This window comes from Massilia agilis, from assembly GCF_024756255.1.
In the GTDB taxonomy this organism is placed as follows: Bacteria; Pseudomonadota; Gammaproteobacteria; order Burkholderiales; family Burkholderiaceae_D; genus Telluria; species Telluria agilis.
The window spans coordinates 165,295-184,589 of the sequence record NZ_JANUHB010000007.1 but is presented as its reverse complement, the minus strand read 5'-3'; the positions used below and the strand labels follow the sequence as shown (position 1 = coordinate 184,589).

20 protein-coding genes are annotated in these 19,295 nt (G+C 66.4%); 9 read left to right on the top strand and 11 right to left on the bottom strand.

The features are described from left to right. Positions 1–7: 7 nt before the first annotated feature. The 5 genes from NX774_RS22375 to NX774_RS22355 form a co-directional block, all read right to left on the bottom strand. Entirely contained in the window at positions 8–496 is a 489-nt protein-coding gene (locus tag NX774_RS22375) for a Spy/CpxP family protein refolding chaperone (protein WP_258824503.1), read from the bottom strand. Between the two features lie 144 nt (positions 497–640). Next, positions 641–2,002, bottom strand: coding sequence for a TolC family outer membrane protein (locus NX774_RS22370; protein ID WP_258824502.1), 1,362 nt, complete (start codon positions 2,000–2,002; stop codon positions 641–643). 40 nt (positions 2,003–2,042) lie between these two features. Next, positions 2,043–2,366 carry a rhodanese-like domain-containing protein gene (locus tag NX774_RS22365; protein ID WP_258824501.1) on the bottom strand — a complete coding sequence of 108 codons (324 nt, stop codon included), beginning with the start codon at positions 2,364–2,366 and terminating at the stop codon, positions 2,043–2,045. A 2-nt stretch (positions 2,367–2,368) separates the two neighbouring features. Further along, complete coding sequence (locus tag NX774_RS22360) at positions 2,369–3,022, bottom strand: protein-L-isoaspartate O-methyltransferase family protein (RefSeq protein WP_258824500.1); 654 nt, start codon at positions 3,020–3,022, stop codon at positions 2,369–2,371. A 161-nt stretch (positions 3,023–3,183) separates the two neighbouring features. Further along, complete coding sequence (locus tag NX774_RS22355; RefSeq protein ID WP_258824499.1) at positions 3,184–3,843, bottom strand: TetR/AcrR family transcriptional regulator; 660 nt, start codon at positions 3,841–3,843, stop codon at positions 3,184–3,186. Positions 3,844–4,017: 174 nt separating this feature from the next. On the opposite strand from NX774_RS22355, the gene NX774_RS22350 reads away from it, so the two are divergent. The 5 genes from NX774_RS22350 (at position 4,018) to NX774_RS22330 (ending at position 7,554) form a co-directional block, all read left to right on the top strand. Then, positions 4,018–4,614: a helix-turn-helix domain-containing protein gene (locus tag NX774_RS22350; protein ID WP_258824498.1), complete on the top strand. Its 597-nt coding sequence runs from the start codon at positions 4,018–4,020 to the stop codon at positions 4,612–4,614. After that, entirely contained in the window at positions 4,607–5,077 is a 471-nt protein-coding gene (locus NX774_RS22345; RefSeq protein WP_258824497.1) for a response regulator, read from the top strand. Before NX774_RS22350 ends, NX774_RS22345 begins: the two co-directional genes overlap by 8 nt. After that, positions 5,074–5,514, top strand: coding sequence for an Hpt domain-containing protein (locus tag NX774_RS22340; RefSeq protein ID WP_258824496.1), 441 nt, complete (start codon positions 5,074–5,076; stop codon positions 5,512–5,514). Before NX774_RS22345 ends, NX774_RS22340 begins: the two co-directional genes overlap by 4 nt. Before the next feature lie 19 nt (positions 5,515–5,533). Next, positions 5,534–5,764, top strand: a complete 231-nt coding sequence (locus NX774_RS22335) for a helix-turn-helix domain-containing protein (RefSeq protein WP_258824495.1) — start codon at positions 5,534–5,536, stop codon at positions 5,762–5,764. A gap of 128 nt (positions 5,765–5,892) precedes the next feature. Beyond that, positions 5,893–7,554 (top strand): sensor histidine kinase, encoded by a 1,662-nt coding sequence (locus NX774_RS22330; protein WP_258824494.1) that lies wholly within the window; start codon positions 5,893–5,895, stop codon positions 7,552–7,554. 42 nt (positions 7,555–7,596) lie between these two features. On the opposite strand, the gene NX774_RS22325 is transcribed toward NX774_RS22330, so the two are convergent. After that, entirely contained in the window at positions 7,597–7,809 is a 213-nt protein-coding gene (locus NX774_RS22325) for a DUF3079 domain-containing protein (RefSeq protein WP_258824493.1), read from the bottom strand. A 126-nt stretch (positions 7,810–7,935) separates the two neighbouring features. Between NX774_RS22325 and NX774_RS22320 the strand changes: the two genes are divergently transcribed. From NX774_RS22320 to recQ, 3 genes are all read left to right on the top strand, one after another. Next, entirely contained in the window at positions 7,936–8,202 is a 267-nt protein-coding gene (locus tag NX774_RS22320) for a YkgJ family cysteine cluster protein (RefSeq protein WP_258824492.1), read from the top strand. Positions 8,203–8,312: 110 nt separating this feature from the next. Further along, positions 8,313–9,146, top strand: a complete 834-nt coding sequence (locus NX774_RS22315) for an undecaprenyl-diphosphate phosphatase (RefSeq protein WP_258824491.1) — start codon at positions 8,313–8,315, stop codon at positions 9,144–9,146. Between the two features lie 19 nt (positions 9,147–9,165). After that, positions 9,166–10,986: a DNA helicase RecQ gene (recQ, locus tag NX774_RS22310; RefSeq protein ID WP_258824490.1), complete on the top strand. Its 1,821-nt coding sequence runs from the start codon at positions 9,166–9,168 to the stop codon at positions 10,984–10,986. Between the two features lie 80 nt (positions 10,987–11,066). Here the strand turns inward: recQ and NX774_RS22305 are convergent, their stop codons facing one another. From NX774_RS22305 to NX774_RS22290, 4 genes are all read right to left on the bottom strand, one after another. Then, entirely contained in the window at positions 11,067–13,052 is a 1,986-nt protein-coding gene (locus NX774_RS22305; protein ID WP_258824489.1) for a TonB-dependent receptor, read from the bottom strand. Positions 13,053–13,133: 81 nt separating this feature from the next. Next, positions 13,134–13,481 (bottom strand): hypothetical protein, encoded by a 348-nt coding sequence (locus NX774_RS22300; protein WP_258824488.1) that lies wholly within the window; start codon positions 13,479–13,481, stop codon positions 13,134–13,136. An 87-nt stretch (positions 13,482–13,568) separates the two neighbouring features. Continuing rightward, the gene (trmB, locus tag NX774_RS22295) at positions 13,569–14,249 is read right to left on the bottom strand and encodes a tRNA (guanosine(46)-N7)-methyltransferase TrmB (protein WP_258824522.1); all 681 of its coding nucleotides are present in this window, start codon (positions 14,247–14,249) and stop codon (positions 13,569–13,571) included. 90 nt (positions 14,250–14,339) lie between these two features. Further along, entirely contained in the window at positions 14,340–16,754 is a 2,415-nt protein-coding gene (locus tag NX774_RS22290; protein ID WP_258824487.1) for an FG-GAP-like repeat-containing protein, read from the bottom strand. Between the two features lie 187 nt (positions 16,755–16,941). Here NX774_RS22290 and NX774_RS22285 point away from each other — a divergent pair, with 187 nt between their 5' ends. Further along, positions 16,942–17,643 (top strand): glutathione S-transferase N-terminal domain-containing protein, encoded by a 702-nt coding sequence (locus NX774_RS22285; protein ID WP_258824486.1) that lies wholly within the window; start codon positions 16,942–16,944, stop codon positions 17,641–17,643. 3 nt (positions 17,644–17,646) lie between these two features. Here the strand turns inward: NX774_RS22285 and NX774_RS22280 are convergent, their stop codons facing one another. Continuing rightward, positions 17,647–19,125 (bottom strand): vanadium-dependent haloperoxidase, encoded by a 1,479-nt coding sequence (locus NX774_RS22280; protein ID WP_258824485.1) that lies wholly within the window; start codon positions 19,123–19,125, stop codon positions 17,647–17,649. Between the last annotated feature and the right edge of the window lie 170 nt (positions 19,126–19,295).

Genomic DNA, 19,295 nt, shown 5'->3' with positions numbered 1-19,295 from the left:
TCATACCTCAATGCATGTGCGCCCTGAGGTGCTCGGCAAACTTCGCCCGCTGCTCGGGCGTGAGCACCTCGGCGGCGTCGGCCGCTGCCGCCGTGATGCGGCGGCTGATCTGGTCGAACAGCCGCACCTGTTCGGCGCGCAGCTGTTCCAGCGCGGCGCGGTCCACCACCGGCGCGGTCAACAGTTCGTGCGCGCGTGCGTGCGCCTGGTGGAACTGTTCGTGCAGCGGGCCCAGGTCGGCCACGGCGGCTTTGGCGATGGCCTGCACCCGTGCCTTCTGGTCCGGGCTGGCGCCGGTGGTGAGCTGCTCGACCATCCGGTCCACATGCGCCTGCATCGACGGCTGCCCGCCGTGCCCGTGATGACCGTGCATGCCGGGCGCGGCGCCGGCCAGGCTCGCATAGGCAGCGCTGGCCGCGATGGCCAGCGTGGCGCCGAGCAGCCAGCGCCGCAGCGGGCGGAAAGCGGGGATCTTGTTGTCGTCGTACGTTTTCATGGAGAGCCTCTTGTGTGGTGAAGGAGCTTCCACTGTACGGCGGCCGTTTTGCGCTTCTGTGTGGCGCGGGTAAAGTTTTGTAAAGCGGCGCTGCGAAAAAAAACGGCGCCACGCGGGCGCCGTTTGGTTTGGTGCAGGCAGCGATCAGTGCTGCAGCAGGCCGTTCACCGGCACCAGGTCTTCCTCGCGCAGGGTACCGGCGGCCGACTTGAGCTTCAGGCCGTTGACGATGGTGTTGTAGCGCGCCTTGGCCAGGTCGGTGCGGGTCGAGTACAGCTGCTTCTGCGCGTTCAGCACGTCGATGTTGATGCGCACGCCGACCTGGTAGCCGAGCTTGTTCGATTCCAGCGCCGACTGGCTCGACACCTCGGCCGCCTCCAGCGCCTTGACCTGCGCCAGCCCGCTGTTCACGCCCAGGTAGGCCTGGCGCGCCTGCAGCGCGGCGTTGCGGCGGGTCGCTTCGAGGTCGTTGCGCGCCTTGTCTTCCAGCGCGATCGACTCGCGCACCTGCGAGGTCACCGCGAAGCCGTTGAACAGCGGGATGCTCCACTGCACGCCGATCGCGTTGTTCTTGGTGGTCGCCGAGTTCTGGGTCTGGCCGTCCACCTTCTGGTGCGTGGAGCTGGCCACCAGGTCCAGGGTCGGGTAGTGGCCGGAGCGGCGGCGCGAGATTTCGTGCTTGGACGATTCGAGGTTCAGCTGCTGCACCTGGACCAGCGGATTCTGGTTTTCCGCCGAGCTGATCCAGTTGTCGATGGTGAGCGGCTGCGGCGCGGTCAGCGTGACGCCCTGGCGCAGCGTCGCCAGGTCGCCCGGCACGGTGCCGATGATCGCCTGCAGCGCGTTGCGCTTGTTGTCCAGGTCGTTCACGGCGGCGAATTCCTGCGCCACGGTCAGGTCATAGGCGGCCTGCGCTTCATGGGTGTCGGTGATGGTCTGGGTGCCGACCTCGAAGTTGCGCTTGGCCGATGCCAGCTGCTCGGTCACTGCGGCTTTCTGCGCGCGCACCGATTCCAGCGTGTCCTGCGCGCCCAGCACGTCGAAGTAGGCCTGGGCCACGCGCGTGATCAGGTCCTGGCGGGCCTGCGCGAACTGGGCCTCGGCGATCGCGGCGGCCAGCTTGCCCTGCTGGTACGACTCCCAGCGGTCCCAGCGAAACAGCGGCTGGGTCAGCGACACGCTCCAGACGTCGGTGCGCAGGTTGCTCGTCTTCTCGGTGATCAGGCCATCGACCGAGCCATCCTTCAGGACATTGGGCGCGCCCAGGTTCCACGGCGCGACGTTGGTGTCGTTCTTGGTGCTGCTGCCGCTGGCGGCGATGGTCGGCAGCAATCCAGCACGCCCCTGCGTGGTCTTCTCGCGCCCCGCGGCCACCGCGGCGCGCGCGCCGGCGAACGTGGCGTCGTTGGCCAGCGCCTGCTGGTACACCTGGATCAGGTCGGTCGCTTGCGCTTCCAGCGAGAAGAAGGCGCCGGCCAGCAGCACGGCGATGAGGGGTTTCTGCATTGCTCTCTCCATCGGAGTCATCAAAAGTAGTAGGAACAGGTCAGTACTTCGGCATCGAAGGCTCGACCTGCACGGCCCAGGCGTGTATCCCGCCTGTTAAATTCGTGATCTTGCTGAATCCGTTACGCTCCAGGAACGCCGCCACCTGCATGCTGCGCGCGCCGTGATGGCAGATGCAGACGATTTCGCTCTCGTCGTCCAGCTCGCTCACGCGGATCGGGATCAGGTGCATCGGAATCTGGGTCGAGCCGGCGATGTGGCAGGTCTCGAATTCCCAGTTCTCGCGCACGTCCAGCAGCAGCGGGCGCGGACGCGCCGGGTCGGCCAGCCAGGCGGCCAACTCGGGAGCGGTTATTTGCTGCATTCTCAGAACTCGAAGTGCGACGCCACCGGCGCACCGGTCAGCGGCTTGACGTTGGTCTCGAACACCTTGACCGTGCTGTAGGCCGTATCGGCCACGCGGGTCACGATGTTGCACGACATGACAGGCGGCTCGCCGATGATCGCGGCGATGCGCCCGCCCACCTTGAGCTGCTTGAGGAAGCCTTCCGGCAGCGACTCGAGCGAGCCCGAAACCACGATCACATCGTACGGCGCGTGCGCGGGCCAGCCTTCGGCGGCGTTGCCCAGCTCCACGGTCACGTTGGTCACGCCGGCCCTGGACAAGTTGGCTTCGGCCAGCGCTTTCAGTTCCGGCGAGATTTCGACGGCAGTGACGTGGCGGCCCTTGTAGGCCAGCAGCGCGGCCAGGTAACCCGAGCCGGCGCCCACCAGCAGCACGTCTTCGTGCTTCTTGAGCATCACTTCCTGCAGGATGCGCGCTTCGATCTTCGGCGCCAGCATGGCCTCGCCGCCCGGCAGCGGGATCTCGACGTCGGCGAACGCCAGGTTGGCGTAGGCCTGCGGCACGAACTGTTCACGCTTGACCACGTGAAGCAGGTCGAGGACGTCCTGGTCCAGCACGTTCCAGGGGCGGATTTGCTGTTCGATCATGTTGAAGCGGGCTTGTTCGATATTCATCTCAATACTCGGCGGAAAAAGAAATAATCCGATATTTTATCGTTGAACTGCCTCAGGACGAACATCTTAACGACGAGCGCCCCGCAAGCAGGGGAAATTGCGACAGGTTGCAGTTTAAGGGGGATGAACGCCGAAAATTGCGGCCTGGCGTGTTTGACAACTCAGGCCGCGGGCCGCGCGCGGCTGTCGACGGGGAGCAGGCCGAACAAGGCCATGTCGAGGAAGGTGGCGAGGAAGGCGTCCGGGTTCAGCTCGGCGCGGGCGCAGGGGCCCACCGAATGCTTCCACGTGACCAGGGTGAGCATGGGCGCCATCAGCACCTGGGTCATCTGGACCACGTCCACCGGGCGGAACTCGCCGCGGGCGATGGCGCGCTCGAGCATGCCGCGGATCATCATGGTGCCGCGGGTGACCACTTCTTCCTGATACATCTGGGCCAGCTCGGGAAAGTTTCCGGCCTCGGCCATCACCAGCTTGACGATGCCCGATGCCTTGGTCGCGCCGATGCGCTGCCACCAGTTCTGGATCACCTGGCGCAGCAGGTCGGCGCTGTGGCCTTCGAAGGCGGCGATCGAGACTTCGGCGTCGCCGATCACCGGCACGATGCTGTTGCGCACCACGGCCTTGAACAGCTCTTCCTTGTTCTCGAAGTACAAGTACAGCGTGCCCTTGGACACGCCGGCGCGGCGCGCCACATCTTCCAGGCGCGTGGAGGCGAAGCCGCGTTCGACGAACAAATCGAGGGCGGCAGCGAGCAATTCCTGCGGCCGCGCATCCTTGCGGCGTTCCCAGCGCGGCTTGTTCTCAGCAGGAAGTTGCATCAGGCAACCCAATGAAATTGTGGTGCATAAATATAGGCTGCCGTGAAATCCCCCGTCAACTGCCGCGCAGCCGCAACAGATTGAATCACAATTCCAACAAATTTCATAAATTATTGACGAAAATAGTTGCATGCGCGAAAATCGTGATTATTGCAATCATCCAACCTGTTCGCCATGTTCAAAGATCAAACTGACGTCTGCACCACACAGGAGGCGGCCGAGATTCTTGGCCTGTCGGTCACCTCGGTCCAGAAGCTGGTCGAAGGCGGCGAGATGCCGGCGTGGAAAACCCCGGGCGGGCACCGCCGCATCCCGCGCGAATCGGTGCTGGCCTTCAAGGCAGGCGGCACGGTGCCGCGCCACGACAAGGCCGCCCCGACCCGCTCCACCCTGCTGGTGGTCGAGGACGAGGAGATGCAGCGCGCGGTGTTCGCGACCCAGTTCGCCAAATGGAACCTGCCGCTCGACGTCACCTTTTGCAAGAACGGCTACGAGGCCCTGATCGAAATCGGCCTGCGCGCGCCGGACATCCTGTTCCTGGACATCTCCATGCGCGGACTGGACGGCTACGAGGTCATGGAAACCGTCCTGAACAGGTCCTCGCTGCGCGACGTCAATATCGCCATCGTGTCCGGCGTGCTGCCCGAAGAACTGGCGGCACGTGGCGGCGTGCCCCCGGGCGTCGCGTTCTTCCCCAAGCCCGTGCGCTACGACGAGCTGCGTGGTTTCGCCACCGCCTGCTGCATGCGCAAGCAGCGCCTGCATGCCTGAGGCTTCGATGACGGCGGACCGGATCACTGGAGAGGCAGGCATGGGCGAGCCCGGCTGCATCCTGGTTGTGGAAGACAACGCGATGAACCAGCAGCTGCTGGTGCGCCAGCTCGCGCGGCTCGGCCATGCCAGCGTGGCCGTGGTCGGCAACGGGGCCGAGGCGCTGCAGTGGCTGGAACAGCACGCATGCAGCCTGGTGCTGACCGATTGCCAGATGCCGCACATGGACGGCTACGAGATGACGCGCCGGATCCGCGAGCGCGAACGCCACAGCGGGCGCCACGTGCCGGTGATCGCGCTGTCGGCGGCCGTGATGGATGAGGACAAGGCCAACTGCTTTGCCGCCGGCATGGACGAGCACGTATCCAAGCCAACCCAGCTGGCAACCCTCGATGGCACCCTGCGCCGCTGGCTGGGGCCGCGGGAACCCGCACGCACGCCAGAGAAGGGGGCGCCAAGGTGAGCCTGACATACCGATTGATCGACCCTGCCGTCCTGCTGGACGCGGCGGGCAACGACCAGGAAGGCTTTATCGAGCTGCTCGCGCTGTTCGTACGGGTCGCGCCGGACGGGCTGCGCCAGCTCCAGCTGGCCATCGATGCGGCCAGCCACCGGGATATCGCGCACCACGCGCATTCCCTCAAGAGCTGCCTGTCGCTGGTCGGCGCCCACGGCCCGGCTGGCCGGCTGGAGCAGCTCGAACGGGCAGCGCGCGCCGGCCAGGACCTGCCCGGTGCCGGCTTCACGATTGTTTACGAAGAGCTTATCGAGGTGATTGCGGAAGCGCTGGCGTGCCGGATCTCGGCCAGCCAGCCGGCTTGGGCAATCACCGAAATAGAAACGCCAACCCTTGAAATATGGAGCGAACAACATGGACGCAAGAACGAATGCCGTAAGTGAAGCGCGCTGGGGCGCCCCAGTGGAATACACCTTCTCTTGCGCGAATCCGCAGCGCTGGATCGACCGCCTGCGCGAGATGAAGCAGCTGCGCAGCGACGCCCAGCTGTGCCGCGTGCTGCAGGTGCCGCCGCCGATGATCAGCAAGATCCGCACCGGCCGCATCAACGTGAGCGCCGGCCTGATGATCCGTATCCACGAGGTCTACAACCTGCCGATCTCGGACCTGCGCAGGATGATGTCCGAACACTGACCGCTTGCGCTGCCGGCGCGTCACCCAGGACGGGTGCGCGCCGGACCGTGCGCAACAGGCAGCTGGCCGGTCTTGTACGACGCGGCAACTTTCACCAGCGGGCGGCCTGCCCGCCCACCTTCAAAACCATGATCAACCGCCTCAAGAGCGCCACGCCCGCCATCTTGTTGTGTGCGTTTGCGGCCATGCTCACGGCCGGCGTCTGGCTCACCACCACCAACCAGATCCGCGAGGCCCGCGAGCACCTGCTCGAGACCGCCTCGCACGACGCGGCCAGCCTGGCCCGGCTGGTGGAAGAGCATTCGGTGCGCACCATCCATTCGGCCGACCAGGCCGTGCAGTTCATCAAGCACGAATACAAGGAGCGCGGCGAGCACCTGGACCTGGCGGCGCTGGTCGCGGACGGCGTGATCCTGAACGACATCTTCAACCTGTACAGCATCGTCGGCCCGGACGGCGACGTGCTGCTCTCGGACAAGCCGTTCGCGCCGGTCAACCTGTCCGACCGCGAACACATCCGTGTGCATCGCGAGCACCAGGTCGAGGGCCTGTACATCAGCAAGCCGGTGCTGGGACGGGTGTCACAGAAATGGTCGATGCAGCTGACCCGCCGCATCGACGGCCCCGGCGGCCAGTTCGGTGGCGTGGTGGTGGTCTCGATGGACCCGTTTTACTTCACGCGCCTGTACGAATCGGCACGCATCGGCCCGCACAGCTCGGTCGCACTGGTGGGGGACGACGGCATCGTGCGCGCGCGCCGCTCCGGCAACCTGAGCGAAATCGGGCAAAACGTCAGCAACAGCAAGCTGTTTCACATCATGCGCGCCAACCCGGGCGCGGTATTCATCCGCACCAGCGTGCTCGACGGGCGCGAACGGGTGTACACGGCGCGCCGCGTGGAGGGCCAACCGCTCATGGTGGTGGTCGGGATCGACACCGCCGACGTGCTCGACGGCTACGAGCCACTGCGCATCCAGTTGCTGCTGCAAGCGGCCGGGGTGACGCTGGCGATCGCCATCTTCACCCTGCTGCTGCTGATCCTGTTCCGCGACCTGGTGCGCAGCCGTGCCCAGGCGCTGTCGGCCAGCGCCGCCAAGAGCCAGTTCCTGTCCAACATGTCGCACGAACTGAGGACCCCGCTGAACGGCATCCTCGGTTACGCCGAACTGTTGCATGAAGACCTGCCCCAGGGCAGCGAACAACACGACTTCGCGCGCTTCATCCACGAAAGCGGCACCCACCTGCTGGCACTGGTGAACCAGGTCCTGCAACTGAACAAGATCGAATCGGGCAACGAGCGCGTGACGACGGAGGTCCTGGCCGTACGCCCGCTGGTGCAGCAGGCGGCCAACGCGCACCGCAGCAGCGCCATGGCCAAGGGCCTGGCACTGGACTATACGGTGGAACCGGACACGCCCGAGCTGATCGTGAGCGACCGCCTGAAGCTGACGCAGGTGCTCAACAACCTGCTCCACAATGCGGTGAAATTTACCGATACCGGCTCGGTGCAGCTGGCGGTGCACCGCGCCGGCGAACGCTTGCGCTTTGCCGTGAGCGACACCGGGCCGGGCATTCCGGTGGCGTTGCAGGGCAAGATTTTCGAGAAATTCTTCCAGGTCGATGCGCAGGCCGCGCGCCACAACGACGGCACCGGGCTCGGCCTGGCGCTGGTCAGCGAACTGGTGCGCATGCTGGGCGGGGAACTGACGCTGGCCTCGGAGACGGGGCGCGGCACCACCATCGCCTTCACCATCCCCTGCGTGCTGCCGCCGCAAGACGGCAACGACTAGATGCAGGCGGCTGGCGCATGATCCTGCCTTGGCCGGAGCGGCTCAGCCCGGACCCGGTTTGCCGGGATTGGCATCCGGCACGTTGTCGCCGCTGCCGAGCCCCCACTTCATCCAGTCGCTGCCAAAAATCTCGATCGGGTGCTGGGTTCGGTCCGACCCGTTGCCACATGCCAGGTTGTCGGCCGGGCAATACTTGTCGCAACCCCAGCAGATGAGCTCTGGCTTGGCGGGGCTGTCGGGAAACTTCTTACTCATGTTGAAACCTCGAGTGCGGCCCCACGAAAAGCGCGACGCCAACGCGGTGCGCGGCTATCATTGCGACCTGTACCCAGCCGATGCTACGCCTCGGCCCGCGCCACATTCCATAACCCAGGTCAAACAATGCGTAACCAGCCGCCGCCCTGCCGGCCCGGATGCGGCGCCTGCTGCACCGCGCCCTCGATCAGTTCGCCCATTCCCGGCATGCCCAACGGCAAGCCAGCCGGTGTGCGCTGCGCGCAACTGGACGACGACAACGGCTGCCGTATCTTTGGCCGCCCCGAACGGCCGGCGGTCTGCGCCAGCCTGCAGCCATCCGAAGAGATGTGCGGCGCGTCGCGCGCGCAGGCGATGTTCTTCCTTGCCGAACTGGAACGCCTGACCGCCTGACGGGAATTCTTTGCGGCCGTCTTACCGGGGGAGACGATGCTCGTGGTAAGCTTCGGACCCGCGCAGTTTCCTTCCGCAGCTGAAACTTTCCCAAACCATTTTCACAACACATGGACATCATCTTCGCGCTCAAGGCGGTCATCATGGGCCTGGTCGAGGGCTTCACCGAATTCCTGCCGATTTCGTCGACCGGCCACCTGATCCTGGCTGGCAGCCTGCTCAATTTCACCGACGAGCGCGCGAAGGTGTTCGACATTGCGATCCAGGCCGGGGCGATCCTGGCCGTGATGTGGGAATACCGGGCGCGCATCGGCACCGTGCTGGGCGGCATTGCGTCCGACCCGCGCCAGCAGAAATTCGCGCTCAACCTGGTGGTCGCGTTCCTGCCGGCGGCCATCCTGGGCTTCTTGTTCAACAAGGCGATCAAGGCGCACCTGTTCGCGCCGCTGCCGGTGGCGCTGGCCTTCATCGTTGGTGCGCTGGTGATCCTGTGGGCCGAGCGCCGCCACAAGACCCTGCCCGGCACCCACCGCATCGAGACCGTGGACGACATGAGCATGATCGACGCGCTGAAGGTCGGCTGCGCGCAGGCGTTCGCGCTGATCCCCGGCACCAGCCGTTCGGGCGCGACCATCATCGGCGGCATGCTGTTCGGCCTGTCGCGCAAGGCGGCCACCGAATTCTCGTTCTTCCTCGCCATCCCGACCCTGCTGGCGGCCACCGCCTACTCGGTGATCAAGGAACGCGCCGCGCTGTCCGCCGCCGACCTGCCGCTGTTCGGCATCGGCGGCCTGGCCGCGTTCGCCTCGGCCTTCCTGTGCGTACGCTGGCTGCTGCGCTACATCAGCTCGCACGACTTTACCGCGTTCGCCTGGTACCGTATCGTGTTCGGGATCGTCGTGATCGCCACGGCCCATTTCGGCTGGGTGATGTGGGCGGAATAAGCCCGGGAATTCCAAACACATGAGTACCGACCTCGGGGCGCGCGCGCTCCACCTGCTGCAGACCGTCTTTGGCTACCCCGCATTTCGCGGGCACCAGGCCGAGATCGTCGAGCACGTGGCGGCCGGCGGCGACGCGCTGGTGCTCATGCCCACGGGCGGGGGCAAGTCGCTGTGCTACCAGATCCCGGCGCTGCTCCGTGACGGCGTGGCAGTGGTGGTTTCGCCGCTGATCGCGCTCATGCAAGACCAGGTCGATGCGCTGGCCGAGGTGGGCGTGCGCGCCGCCTTCCTCAACTCCACCCAGACGTTCGACGAAGCGCTGCGCATCGAGCGCCTGGTGCGCACGGGCGACATCGACATCGTGTACGTGGCGCCCGAGCGCCTGATGACGCAGCGCTGCCTGGACCTGTTCGAGGATGCGCGCATTTCGCTGTTCGCCATCGACGAGGCGCACTGCGTGTCGCAATGGGGCCACGACTTCCGGCCCGAGTACATCCGGCTGTCGATCCTGCACGAGCGCTTTCCGCAGGTGCCGCGCATTGCGCTCACCGCCACCGCCGACCAGCTCACGCGCGACGAGATCGCACACCGCCTGCAGCTGACCGAGGCGCGCCAGTTCGTCTCGTCGTTCGACCGGCCCAACATCCGCTACCAGATCGTGGAGAAGACCAACGGCCGCAAGCAGCTCCTGGACTTCGTCACCACCGAACATGCGGGCGACTCGGGCATCGTGTACTGCCTGTCGCGCAAGAAGGTCGAGGAAACCGCCGAGTTCCTGGTCGAGAACGGCATCAAGGCGCTGCCCTACCACGCCGGCATGGACCACGCGCAGCGCGCCGCCAACCAGGCGCGCTTCCTGCGCGAGGACAACATCGTGATGGTGGCCACCATCGCCTTCGGCATGGGCATCGACAAGCCCGACGTGCGTTTCGTCTGCCACCTCGACCTGCCCAAGAGCATCGAGGGCTATTACCAGGAAACCGGCCGCGCCGGCCGCGACGGCCTGCCCGCTTCCGCGTGGATGGCCTACGGGCTGCAGGACGTGGTGCTGCAGCGGCGCATGATCGACGAGTCGGAGGCCGACGAAGCGTTCAAGCGCGTGCTCTCGTCCAAGCTGGATGCCATGCTGGGCCTGTGCGAGACGCTGTCGTGCCGGCGCATGCGCCTGTTGGACTACTTTGGCGAAAAATCCGGCCCCTGTGGCAACTGCGACACCTGCCTGGTGCCGCCGGTGTCGTTCGACGGCACGGTGCCGGTGCAAAAGCTGCTGTCGGCCATCTACCGGGTGGACCAGCGCTTTGCGGCCGGGCACGTGATCGACGTGCTGCGCGGCGCGCCAAGCGAGCGCATCAGCCAGTGGCACCACGACACGCTGTCGGTGTACGGCATCGGCGGCGAACGCAGCGAGCAGGAGTGGCGCGCGATTTTGCGCCAGGCCATTGCGCTGGGGCTGGTGACGGTCGACCACGAGAATTTCAGCTCGCTCAAGCTGACCGAGGCCGCGCGGCCGGTGCTCAAGGGCGAAAAGAAGGTGCAGCTGCGCCAGTACCAGAAGCCGGTCAAGCAAAAGCGCCAGGCCGCCAGCCCGCGCGGCTATGCCGAGATCGAGCTGTCGAAATCCGAGCAGGAAATCTTCGACAAGCTGCGCTGGTGGCGCGTGGAGACGGCGCGCGCGCACGGCGTGCCGGCCTATGTGGTGTTCCAGGACGCCACGCTGCGCGAGATCGCCAAGGTCAAGCCGGGCTCGCTGGACGAGCTGCGCGGCGTATCCGGCGTGGGCGAGAAGAAGCTGGCCTCGTATGGCGACGAGATTGTCGCGCTGATTTCAGAGATGGCCTGAACGCGGGCGTCATTTGAACGCGTGGGGTGAGGCTGGGCAGTGCCCAGCCGAACGACCTGCCCACCCTACCGCAAACCCAGTCAGAACTTCGTCCGCACCCCAAACACGAAATTGCGCCCCGGCAGCGGCGCAATATCCTTCAGCAGCGACGTCGACATCCGGATATCCTCGTTCAGCAGGTTCTTGGCCAGCAGGAACCACGTCAGGTCATGCTCGCCCAGCCGCTGCGTGTACGACAGATGCGCATCGAGCTGGTTGTAGCCGGGGGTCGGCGTGTGTTCCGACACCGCCAGCCGGTCCTGGCTGAACGCATGCGTCAGCGTCAGCCCGCCGCGCCAGGCCGCCTCGCGGTAGCCGATCCCGGCGCCGATGCGGTCGGCCGGCTGCAGCGGCAGGTTGCCGCCCGCGTCCAGCCGTCCGCGCGAGGTGTCGGCAAACACCCGGCCGGACCAGCCGGCCCCGGTCTGGTTGTAGCCCAGCTCGGCCTCGGCGCCCTGGATGTGGGCCTTGGCCTGCTCGAACAGGCGCTGGCGATACGGGCCGTTCGGGTTGCCGTCCTCGTCCACCAGCGTGTCGGTCACGCGGCCGTAGATGAAGTTGTTGACGTTGTTGCGGAACAAGTTCGCCTTCCAGCGCAGCAGCCCGCTCGTCTTTTGCAGCGACAGCTCGATGTTGCGCGAGCTCTCCTTTTCCAGGTTGGGGTTGCCGATATCAAAGGTCTGGGTCGCGTCGTGCGGGCCGCCCGAGTACAGCTCGTCGATGGACGGCGCGCGCTGCGCGTACGAGACCGTGGCGCCGACGCTGTAGCCCGGCATGAACGGCCACAGCGCGCCAAACGAGCCGGAGGCGAGGTCGAACTGGCGCTCCTTGTTGCCGACCGGCGAACGTTTCACTGCTTCATAGCGCAGGCCGGCGGACAGGCGCACCGGTCCGGCATCCGCTTCCTCCACGACGAACGCAGCGGCCGAGGTCGAGTGCGTGACCGGCACCGTGTCCGGACCGCCGTCCGCGCTGAGCGCCGAAAAGTGGGTGTTCTCGGTCTGGAACCCGACCGTGCCGTGCAGGCCCGCCCACGGCTTGTGCTCCAGCTCGGCGCGCGTTTCCAGCGAACGGTTGGAGAACAGCGTGGCCGGGTTGCCTTGCTGGTCGAGCTCGGCATGGTGGTAGTCGGTGTAGCCAGCCTTCATGCGCAGCGAGGTAAAGCCGGCCAGCGGCGCCTTGACCAGGCTGTCGAGGTCGTAGCGGTCCTGCTTCTGGTCGATGCGCGAGCCCTCGGCGCTGGGGATGCCGTACAGGTTCGACAGGTGGTTGGCGGACGCGCCGACATAGCCCCAGTCGTCGATGTACGAGCCGCCCACGCCCACGCTCTTCTCGTTGGTGTCGGTATGCGGCAGCCGGCCCGAGGCCGAGCCTGGGTCGCCCGGCACGGCGTTGCCGGGGATCTTGTAGTCGGCCGTGTCGCGCCAGTTGGCGTCCGCGTGCAGGCCGAACTTGCCGCTGGAACCATCGACCGAGCCGGACAGGTTGCGGCCATTGTCCACGGTGCTATAGCGCGCTTCGGCCTGGCCGCTGGCCTGTGGCACGAGCTCGGTCGGGATGCGCTCGTTGACCACGTTGACCAGGCCGCCGATGGCGCCCGAGCCGTACAGCAGCGCGGCAGGCCCGCGCAGGATTTCGATCTGGCGCGCCACCGCGCCTTCGGAGGCGACCGCGTGGTCGTTCGACAGGCCGGATACGTCCGAGGTGGCCATGCCGTTTTCGAGCATTTTGACGCGCGAGCCTTCCATGCCGCGGATGATCGGGCGCGAGGCGCCGGCGCCGAACGCCGATGCGGACACGCCCAGTTCCTGGGACAGGGTGTCGCCGAGCGAGCTGCCGATCTTGTCCCGCAGCTCGTCGCCGCCCAGCACCTTGGCCGGGTTCAGGATCTGGTCGCTCTCGGCGCCACGGATGGCGGAACCGGTGACGACCACCTTGGTCATTGGGGCGCCGCCGGACTGGGCAAAGGCCGGCGTGCCGCACGCCAGCAGGACCGCGCTGGCGATCAGCGTACGTTGGATGTGCATGTTAACAACCTCAAGCAAAACTGATAACGGGCAGCACTGCCGGCACCGGGGTGGCGGCAGTGCTGATCGGAACGGGTGTTATCAGGCCGAGGGTGGGGCGCGCGACAGGAAGACGCAGTGCGTCAGCAGGCACAGGGTGGGCGTGCGCGGCGCGGGGAGCAGGCTGAAGGCCAGCTCGACCGGCAGGAACAGGCGCACCACGCTGGGCAGCGCGAACGCCACCTGGGCGCTGGCCGCGCACTGCGCGCACAGGTCGAACAGCGCGGCCTTCGGCTGGCTGGTGCCGCCGGCCGCTCTCGCGTCCGAAACTTCAGCCGCTACCGGCGAACGGTCGAGCGCGGCGGCGTGCGAAATCCCATGCAGCAGCCCCACCTGCTGCGACAACAGCAGCAGGAGCGACAACAAGACATGGGTCAGGTAACGTTGCACGCGTGAAAAACCTTACGGGAGACGTGTGCATTCTAAGCGGACAATGCGACCTGTGCCAGCGATTCTTTCGGCTGGCCGGCGGCGTATTTACCGCTTGGTGAACACCAGGTCCCAGACCCCGTGGCCGAGCTTGATGCCGCGGTTTTCGAACTTGGTCAGCGGGCGATACGACGGCTTGTCGGCGTAGCCCTCGGCGGTGTTCTGCAGCGCCGGCTCGTTGGACAGCACCTCGAGCATCTGCACCGCGTAGTCTTCCCAGTCGGTGGCCAGGTGGATGTAGCCGCCCGGCGCCAGCTTCGCGCACAGCGCCGCCACGAATGGCCCCTGGATCAGGCGGCGCTTGTTGTGGCGCGCCTTGTGCCACGGGTCGGGGAAGAAGATATGCACGCCGGCCAGCGAACCGTCCGGAATCATGTCGCGCAGCACCTCGACCGCATCGTGCTGGATCAGGCGCAGGTTGGTGATGCCCTGTTCGCCGATCTGCTTGAGCAGGCTGCCCACGCCCGGCGTATGCACTTCGACGCCGAGGAAGTTTTTCTCCGGCATCGTACGCGCGATGTGGGCCGTGGTGTCGCCCATGCCAAAGCCGATTTCCAGCACGACCGGCGCATGGCGACCGAACGCGGCGTCAAAATCGAGCGGGTCCTTGGTGTAGCCGACCAGGAACTGCGGGCCGAACTCCTCGAACGCGCGCGCCTGCGCCGTGGACAGGCGGCCGGCGCGGGTGACGAAGCTGCGGATGCGGCGCTCGGTCGGGTCGTACAGCATTTGGCGGGCCGGGCCGTTGTTCGTGGTATCGGAGGACATGGGATCGCGGGAAGAAAAAGACGGCGGGATTATAGCCTACGGCCGCCGGCCTCAATGGTAAGGCAGGAAAGCAATCCCGTGCGCGATCGCGCCGATGACCTGGACTTGGTTCTCGTGGCTTTCGCTAAATTGCGCCAGCAACTCGGCGCGGCTGCCACCGCCGTCCATGAAGTTGACCCAGAACTCCAGCCCCTTCGCGTCCGGCTCGCGGTGCAGCACGTTGTGGTAGACCGTGGTCAGGAACGCCGCTCCGTCGAGCTTGCCGTAGCGGTCGGTGAATTCGGCGCTGGCGACGAACTGCGCCGCCACGTCCAGCAGCGGCAGGCCCTTGTCCATGGCGCCGATCCAGTAGCCCAGGCCCGCCTCGTCCGGGGCGCGGTCGAACGCGGCCTGATAGACGCGGTAGGCCTGCCCGGCCGCGCCGGACAGGTCGAACGCCAGCGCGCCGTCGCTGAACACGGCGCGCTCGATGTTGGCAATCACGGCGCTGCCGCTGGCGGCGGCCAGCTTGAAACCGGGGCCGTAGGTGGACACGGCATACCCCGCGCGCTTGCCCTCGAACACGACGGTGTCGAACCCGCCGGCGCCGTCGAACACATCGCTGCCCGGGCGCGCGATGAAGCTATCGTTGCCGCTCGAGCCAAGCAGGCTGTCGCCGCCGAAATTGGCCTTGTAGATGTGGCCGTTGGCCAGCTTGTTGAGCGAGATCGTGACCGCGCCCTGGTCGGTGGCGGTCACCACGTCGGCCATGCCGTCGCTGTCCACGTCGGCCACGATGGCGCGCTGGCCGGTGCCGGACTCCCAGTCCAGCCTGAAGGTGCCGTCGCCCTGGTTCAGGTACACCTTGGACGTGATCGGCCAGCCCGCCGACTCGGCCAGGATGTCGGCAAAGCCGTCATGGTTGAAGTCCACCGAGGTGAGCGACATCAGCCAGCCGGGGTCGGTGCTGTCTTTGCTCTGCGGTAAGCGTGCGGCCGTTTCGTCGCGGAAGTGGCCGGTGCCGTCGTTGACCAGCAGCTGGATGTAGTCCGTGTGATAGAACAGGTCGCGCTCGCCACCATTGGTCACGCTGAGCATCAGGTCGGGGAAGGCGTCGCCGTTCAGGTCGATCGCCTCCACTTCGAGCACGATCTCCTTGGCGATGCAACTGGCCGGCAGTGTGATCGGCGCGGTGCCGGTGAAATTACCGTGGCCGTCGTTGAGCAGCAGCTTGGTGCCGCTGTCCACGATATTGCCGTCCCAAGCGCCCAGGATCAGGTCGAGCGCGCCATCGCCGTTGACATCGACCATGCCCGAGAAGGTGTGGGTCTCGTGGTACTCGACGCCGCCCAGCTCGGTGGTGGGACGCGGCAGCAGCGAGGGCATCTCGCGGAAATGCCCCGTGCCGTCGTTGATGAGCAGGAAGTCGCCCTTGTCGAGGGTGTTCACCAGCACGTCGATATCGCCATCGCCGTCGACGTCGCCGGCGCTGCCGCCATGGTTGAGGTCATCGCGGCGCGGCAGGGTGTTGCTCACGTCCGCCAGCGCCGGTGTGCCGGGCGATGACAGGTACAAGCTGTTCTGACCGCCGGAAAACGGCGGCGCGTCGTTGCCAAAGTCGAGCTGGAACAGGTCGCTGCGCCCGTCATTGTTGAAGTCCGCGACGATGCTGCGCCCGCCGCCGACGACCTTCATCGGCACGCTGCCCAGCAGGCTGGCGGTGGCGTCGGCAAAGCCGCCCTTGCCGTCGCCAGCGAACACGAAGGTGGGCGCGGGCGCGGTGCCGGTGCCGGTTTGCGTCACGAACGCCAAGTCGGTGTGTCCGTCGCCGTTGAAATCACCAGCCTTGAATTGCGTGACGCCCGAGCCCGCGGGCACGGGAGCCTGCACCATCGTCTTGCTGGTGCGGAAATCGCCGACAAACGCGGAGCGCAGGATCAGCACACCATCCGCACCTTCGCCGGTGAACCGGATCGCTTCCACGCCGCTGAGCTTGTCGGTACCCTTGTCGCCGTTGGTAAAGTGTTTGACGACGGTGAAGGTGTCGCTCGCGGCGTCGTAGCTGACGTCGGCTGCGGTCGATTTTTCAAAGAAGTAATCGACCTCGTCGAAGCCGGCGCCGCCGATGACCACGTTGTTGCCGGCGCCGCCATAGAAAAATTCGTCGGCACTGCCGCCAATCAGCGTGTCGTCCCAGGGCGAGCCCTGGACCACCTTGAAGCCGACCAGCTTGTCGACGGTGCCAAAGCCATCCTCGGCCACGCCCGTGCCCAAGTCGACCCGCACGCCCGAGGGCGAATCCCAGTAGGCCACGGTCGCGTAACCGGCCTTGGCCACCAGCGTATCGTTGCCGCGGCCGCCGATGGCCAGCGCCCCGGACACCGCAATCGTGTCGTTGCCGGCATCGCCAAAAATCGGCGTGCCGTCGGGGATTCCAAGCTTTTGCTGGTCGATGTCGTCGTCGTTTGGCGTGCCGCGGTAGTCCATGCGCTGGGTCGTCTGTTCAAAAACCAGCGAGTATATAGGTTCCCTATCAGAAACGTAGCGGCAGCGCGAGCGACTGGGAAGACGGCGTCACCAGCTGCCCTGCGCGGTCCGCCGTTGTTTGGTATCGTTGCAAGATCCAGCCCGCGCGCCGCTGCGCGGTTCGCCACCTTGACCACGACTGCCCACGATGACCGATCTCAGCTCCTTCCCGATCACGACCAAATGGCCGGCCCGGCATCCGGACCGCATCCAGCTCTACTCGCTGCCCACCCCCAACGGTGTCAAAGTCTCGATCATGCTCGAGGAAACCGGCCTGCCCTACGAGGCGCACCGCGTTTCCTTCGACACCAATGACCAGCTGAGCCCCGAATTCCTGTCGCTCAACCCGAACAACAAGATCCCCGCGATCATCGATCCGGACGGCCCCGGCGGCAAGCCGCTGCCGCTGTTCGAATCCGGCGCCATCCTGCTCTACCTGGCCGAAAAGACGGGCCGGTTCATCCCGCGCGACCCGGCCGCGCGCTACCAGGCCATCCAGTGGCTGATGTTCCAGATGGGCGGCGTCGGCCCGATGTTCGGCCAGGTGGGCTTCTTCCACAAATTCGCCGGCCGCGAGTTCGAAGACAAGCGCCCGCGCGACCGCTATGTGGCCGAATCGAAGCGCCTGCTCGGCGTGCTCGACAGGCTGCTGGCGGCCCAACCCTGGATCGCGGGCGACGAGTACACGATCGCCGACATCGCGACCTTCCCGTGGATTCGCAACCTGGTCGGTTTCTATGGCGCGGGCGAACTGGTCGAATTCGACAACTACAAGAACGTCGCCCGCGCGCTCGATGCCTTTGTCCAGCGCCCGGCCGTGGCCCAGGGCTTGCAGGTGCCCGGCCAGTAAGCCTCAGTGGCAGGGACAGCCGGCGGCCTGGTTGGCGGCAACCAGGCCATGCTCGAACACGTAATCGGCAATGGCGTTGCCCTGCTCGATGCCTTCGAGGTTGAACTGCCAGTGCACGCCCAGGTAGATGCGGCTGTAGCCGTTTTCCAGTTCGGCCTGACTCAGGCTCGCATAACTGCGCACGATGCGCGGCCGCACCCAGCCCTGGTTGTCGCGGCTGACGCCGTTCCATTCGTCGGACAAGAAGCTGAAGGCGATGCGGTCGGTGCCGTAGAAGCGGCGCAGCATCTGGAACATGGCGCCGCCGAACGAGGCATGCCCGGACGGATAGGCCGGGAACGGCGGCGTGAAGTCCGGGCGGCGCGTGTTGGTGGCCTGGGCACCCAGCGGGGTCCAGCCGGGGTCGCCGCGCGTGGCCGGATTGCCGTCGCCCAGCCCGGTCGGGCCGGTGCCTTCGTCCGCTTCGCGAATGCCGGTGACGGGGCGCCAGAAGTCGTAATGCCACTTGTCGTTCCACGCGGCGATGCCTGCATCGGCCATCGCCGCGTTCACCAGCGCCAGCAGGCGTGCCAGCTCGACCGGGTCGCGCGTGCGCTTGCGCGCGATCTCGACCACGATTCTGTTGTAAATGCAGGGCGGCGTGCCGATCCACGGCGAGCCGTCGTAACTCCAGAAGATGCCGGTCACGGTCTGCTCGCGCGTGCGCGCCGTTGGCGTGACCTTGCCGTCACCGCCCAGCCGCTTGACCAGGTTGAACGCTGACGTGTATTGCGCGCTGGTGAGCGCCGGCGGCGGCGGCACCTGGAACTGGCCCACCGACGGCACCACGAATGGACGCACCTGACCCCAGGTTACGCCCAGCGCGACGGTGCTCATGCTGACCGGATCGGGCCGCCAGTGGCCGGGGGCATTGCTGGGAAAATAGTCCACCCCGACGGTGCGGTCGGTATTGTCCGCGCCATCGCCCGCGCGCAGGGCCAGCACCGCAGCTGCGGCCTGGCGGCCGACCGCGATGCCGTTATATTTGGCGCGCCCGTTAGGAATGGCCGCCAGGTCGTCCGCCAGCCACTTGTCAAAGCGCGCCCGCTGCGCCGTCCACAGCGCGGCCAGCGTGTCGTGCGCAGCCTGGGCGACGGCGGCATCGGGCGAGGTGTCCGACGGCGCGCGTGGCACTCCGGCGTAGCTCGGGTACTTCTGCTCGATCGCGTTGATGGCGTCGAACACGGCCAGCTGCACCATCGCCATCGCGCGGCTGCTGTGGGTGGGCCCGGCATGCTGGCCCGCGACCCGGTTTTCGCCGGGCGCCGCCGGCACGTGGTCGAGCTCCACCGCCCGGATCAAGGCATTGTTCCAGTAGATGACGCGCTGCGTGGCCGGTGTCGCCCCGCGGCCGTGCGCGCCGGCCTCGGCCTGGGCTTGTGCAGCCGGTGGCGCGGCCATGAACGCGGCCACACTCAATAAACATCCAATCAGCAATTTCATGGCGTCGCTCCGTTTGGCAAAGCGAGCCCGGGCGCTGGCGCCGGCGACGCTCAACGTATGAGCTCGCTCGGAGCTTAGGAAGGCGTTCTACCCGGCGCAAGCCCATCCGTGACAAAGTTTGCGCCAGCTGAAACGCGCTGTTCCACGCGGTTCATTATTGAAAGCCGGCA

Excerpts from the sequence above, each read along its gene's own strand:
- NX774_RS22375 (WP_258824503.1), bottom strand. The coding sequence starts at position 496 with ATGAAAACGTACGACGACAACAAGATCCCCGCTTTCCGCCCGCTGCGG.
- NX774_RS22370 (WP_258824502.1), bottom strand. The coding sequence starts at position 2,002 with ATGCAGAAACCCCTCATCGCCGTGCTGCTGGCCGGCGCCTTCTTCTCG.
- NX774_RS22365 (WP_258824501.1), bottom strand. The coding sequence starts at position 2,366 with ATGCAGCAAATAACCGCTCCCGAGTTGGCCGCCTGGCTGGCCGACCCG.
- NX774_RS22360 (WP_258824500.1), bottom strand. The coding sequence starts at position 3,022 with ATGAATATCGAACAAGCCCGCTTCAACATGATCGAACAGCAAATCCGC.
- NX774_RS22355 (WP_258824499.1), bottom strand. The coding sequence starts at position 3,843 with ATGCAACTTCCTGCTGAGAACAAGCCGCGCTGGGAACGCCGCAAGGAT.
- NX774_RS22350 (WP_258824498.1), top strand. The coding sequence starts at position 4,018 with ATGTTCAAAGATCAAACTGACGTCTGCACCACACAGGAGGCGGCCGAG.
- NX774_RS22345 (WP_258824497.1), top strand. The coding sequence starts at position 4,607 with ATGCCTGAGGCTTCGATGACGGCGGACCGGATCACTGGAGAGGCAGGC.
- NX774_RS22330 (WP_258824494.1), top strand. The coding sequence starts at position 5,893 with ATGATCAACCGCCTCAAGAGCGCCACGCCCGCCATCTTGTTGTGTGCG.
- NX774_RS22325 (WP_258824493.1), bottom strand. The coding sequence starts at position 7,809 with ATGAGTAAGAAGTTTCCCGACAGCCCCGCCAAGCCAGAGCTCATCTGC.
- NX774_RS22320 (WP_258824492.1), top strand. The coding sequence starts at position 7,936 with ATGCGTAACCAGCCGCCGCCCTGCCGGCCCGGATGCGGCGCCTGCTGC.
- NX774_RS22315 (WP_258824491.1), top strand. The coding sequence starts at position 8,313 with ATGGACATCATCTTCGCGCTCAAGGCGGTCATCATGGGCCTGGTCGAG.
- recQ (WP_258824490.1), top strand. The coding sequence starts at position 9,166 with ATGAGTACCGACCTCGGGGCGCGCGCGCTCCACCTGCTGCAGACCGTC.
- NX774_RS22305 (WP_258824489.1), bottom strand. The coding sequence starts at position 13,052 with ATGCACATCCAACGTACGCTGATCGCCAGCGCGGTCCTGCTGGCGTGC.
- trmB (WP_258824522.1), bottom strand. The coding sequence starts at position 14,249 with ATGCTGTACGACCCGACCGAGCGCCGCATCCGCAGCTTCGTCACCCGC.
- NX774_RS22290 (WP_258824487.1), bottom strand. The coding sequence starts at position 16,754 with ATGGACTACCGCGGCACGCCAAACGACGACGACATCGACCAGCAAAAG.
- NX774_RS22285 (WP_258824486.1), top strand. The coding sequence starts at position 16,942 with ATGACCGATCTCAGCTCCTTCCCGATCACGACCAAATGGCCGGCCCGG.
- NX774_RS22280 (WP_258824485.1), bottom strand. The coding sequence starts at position 19,125 with ATGAAATTGCTGATTGGATGTTTATTGAGTGTGGCCGCGTTCATGGCC.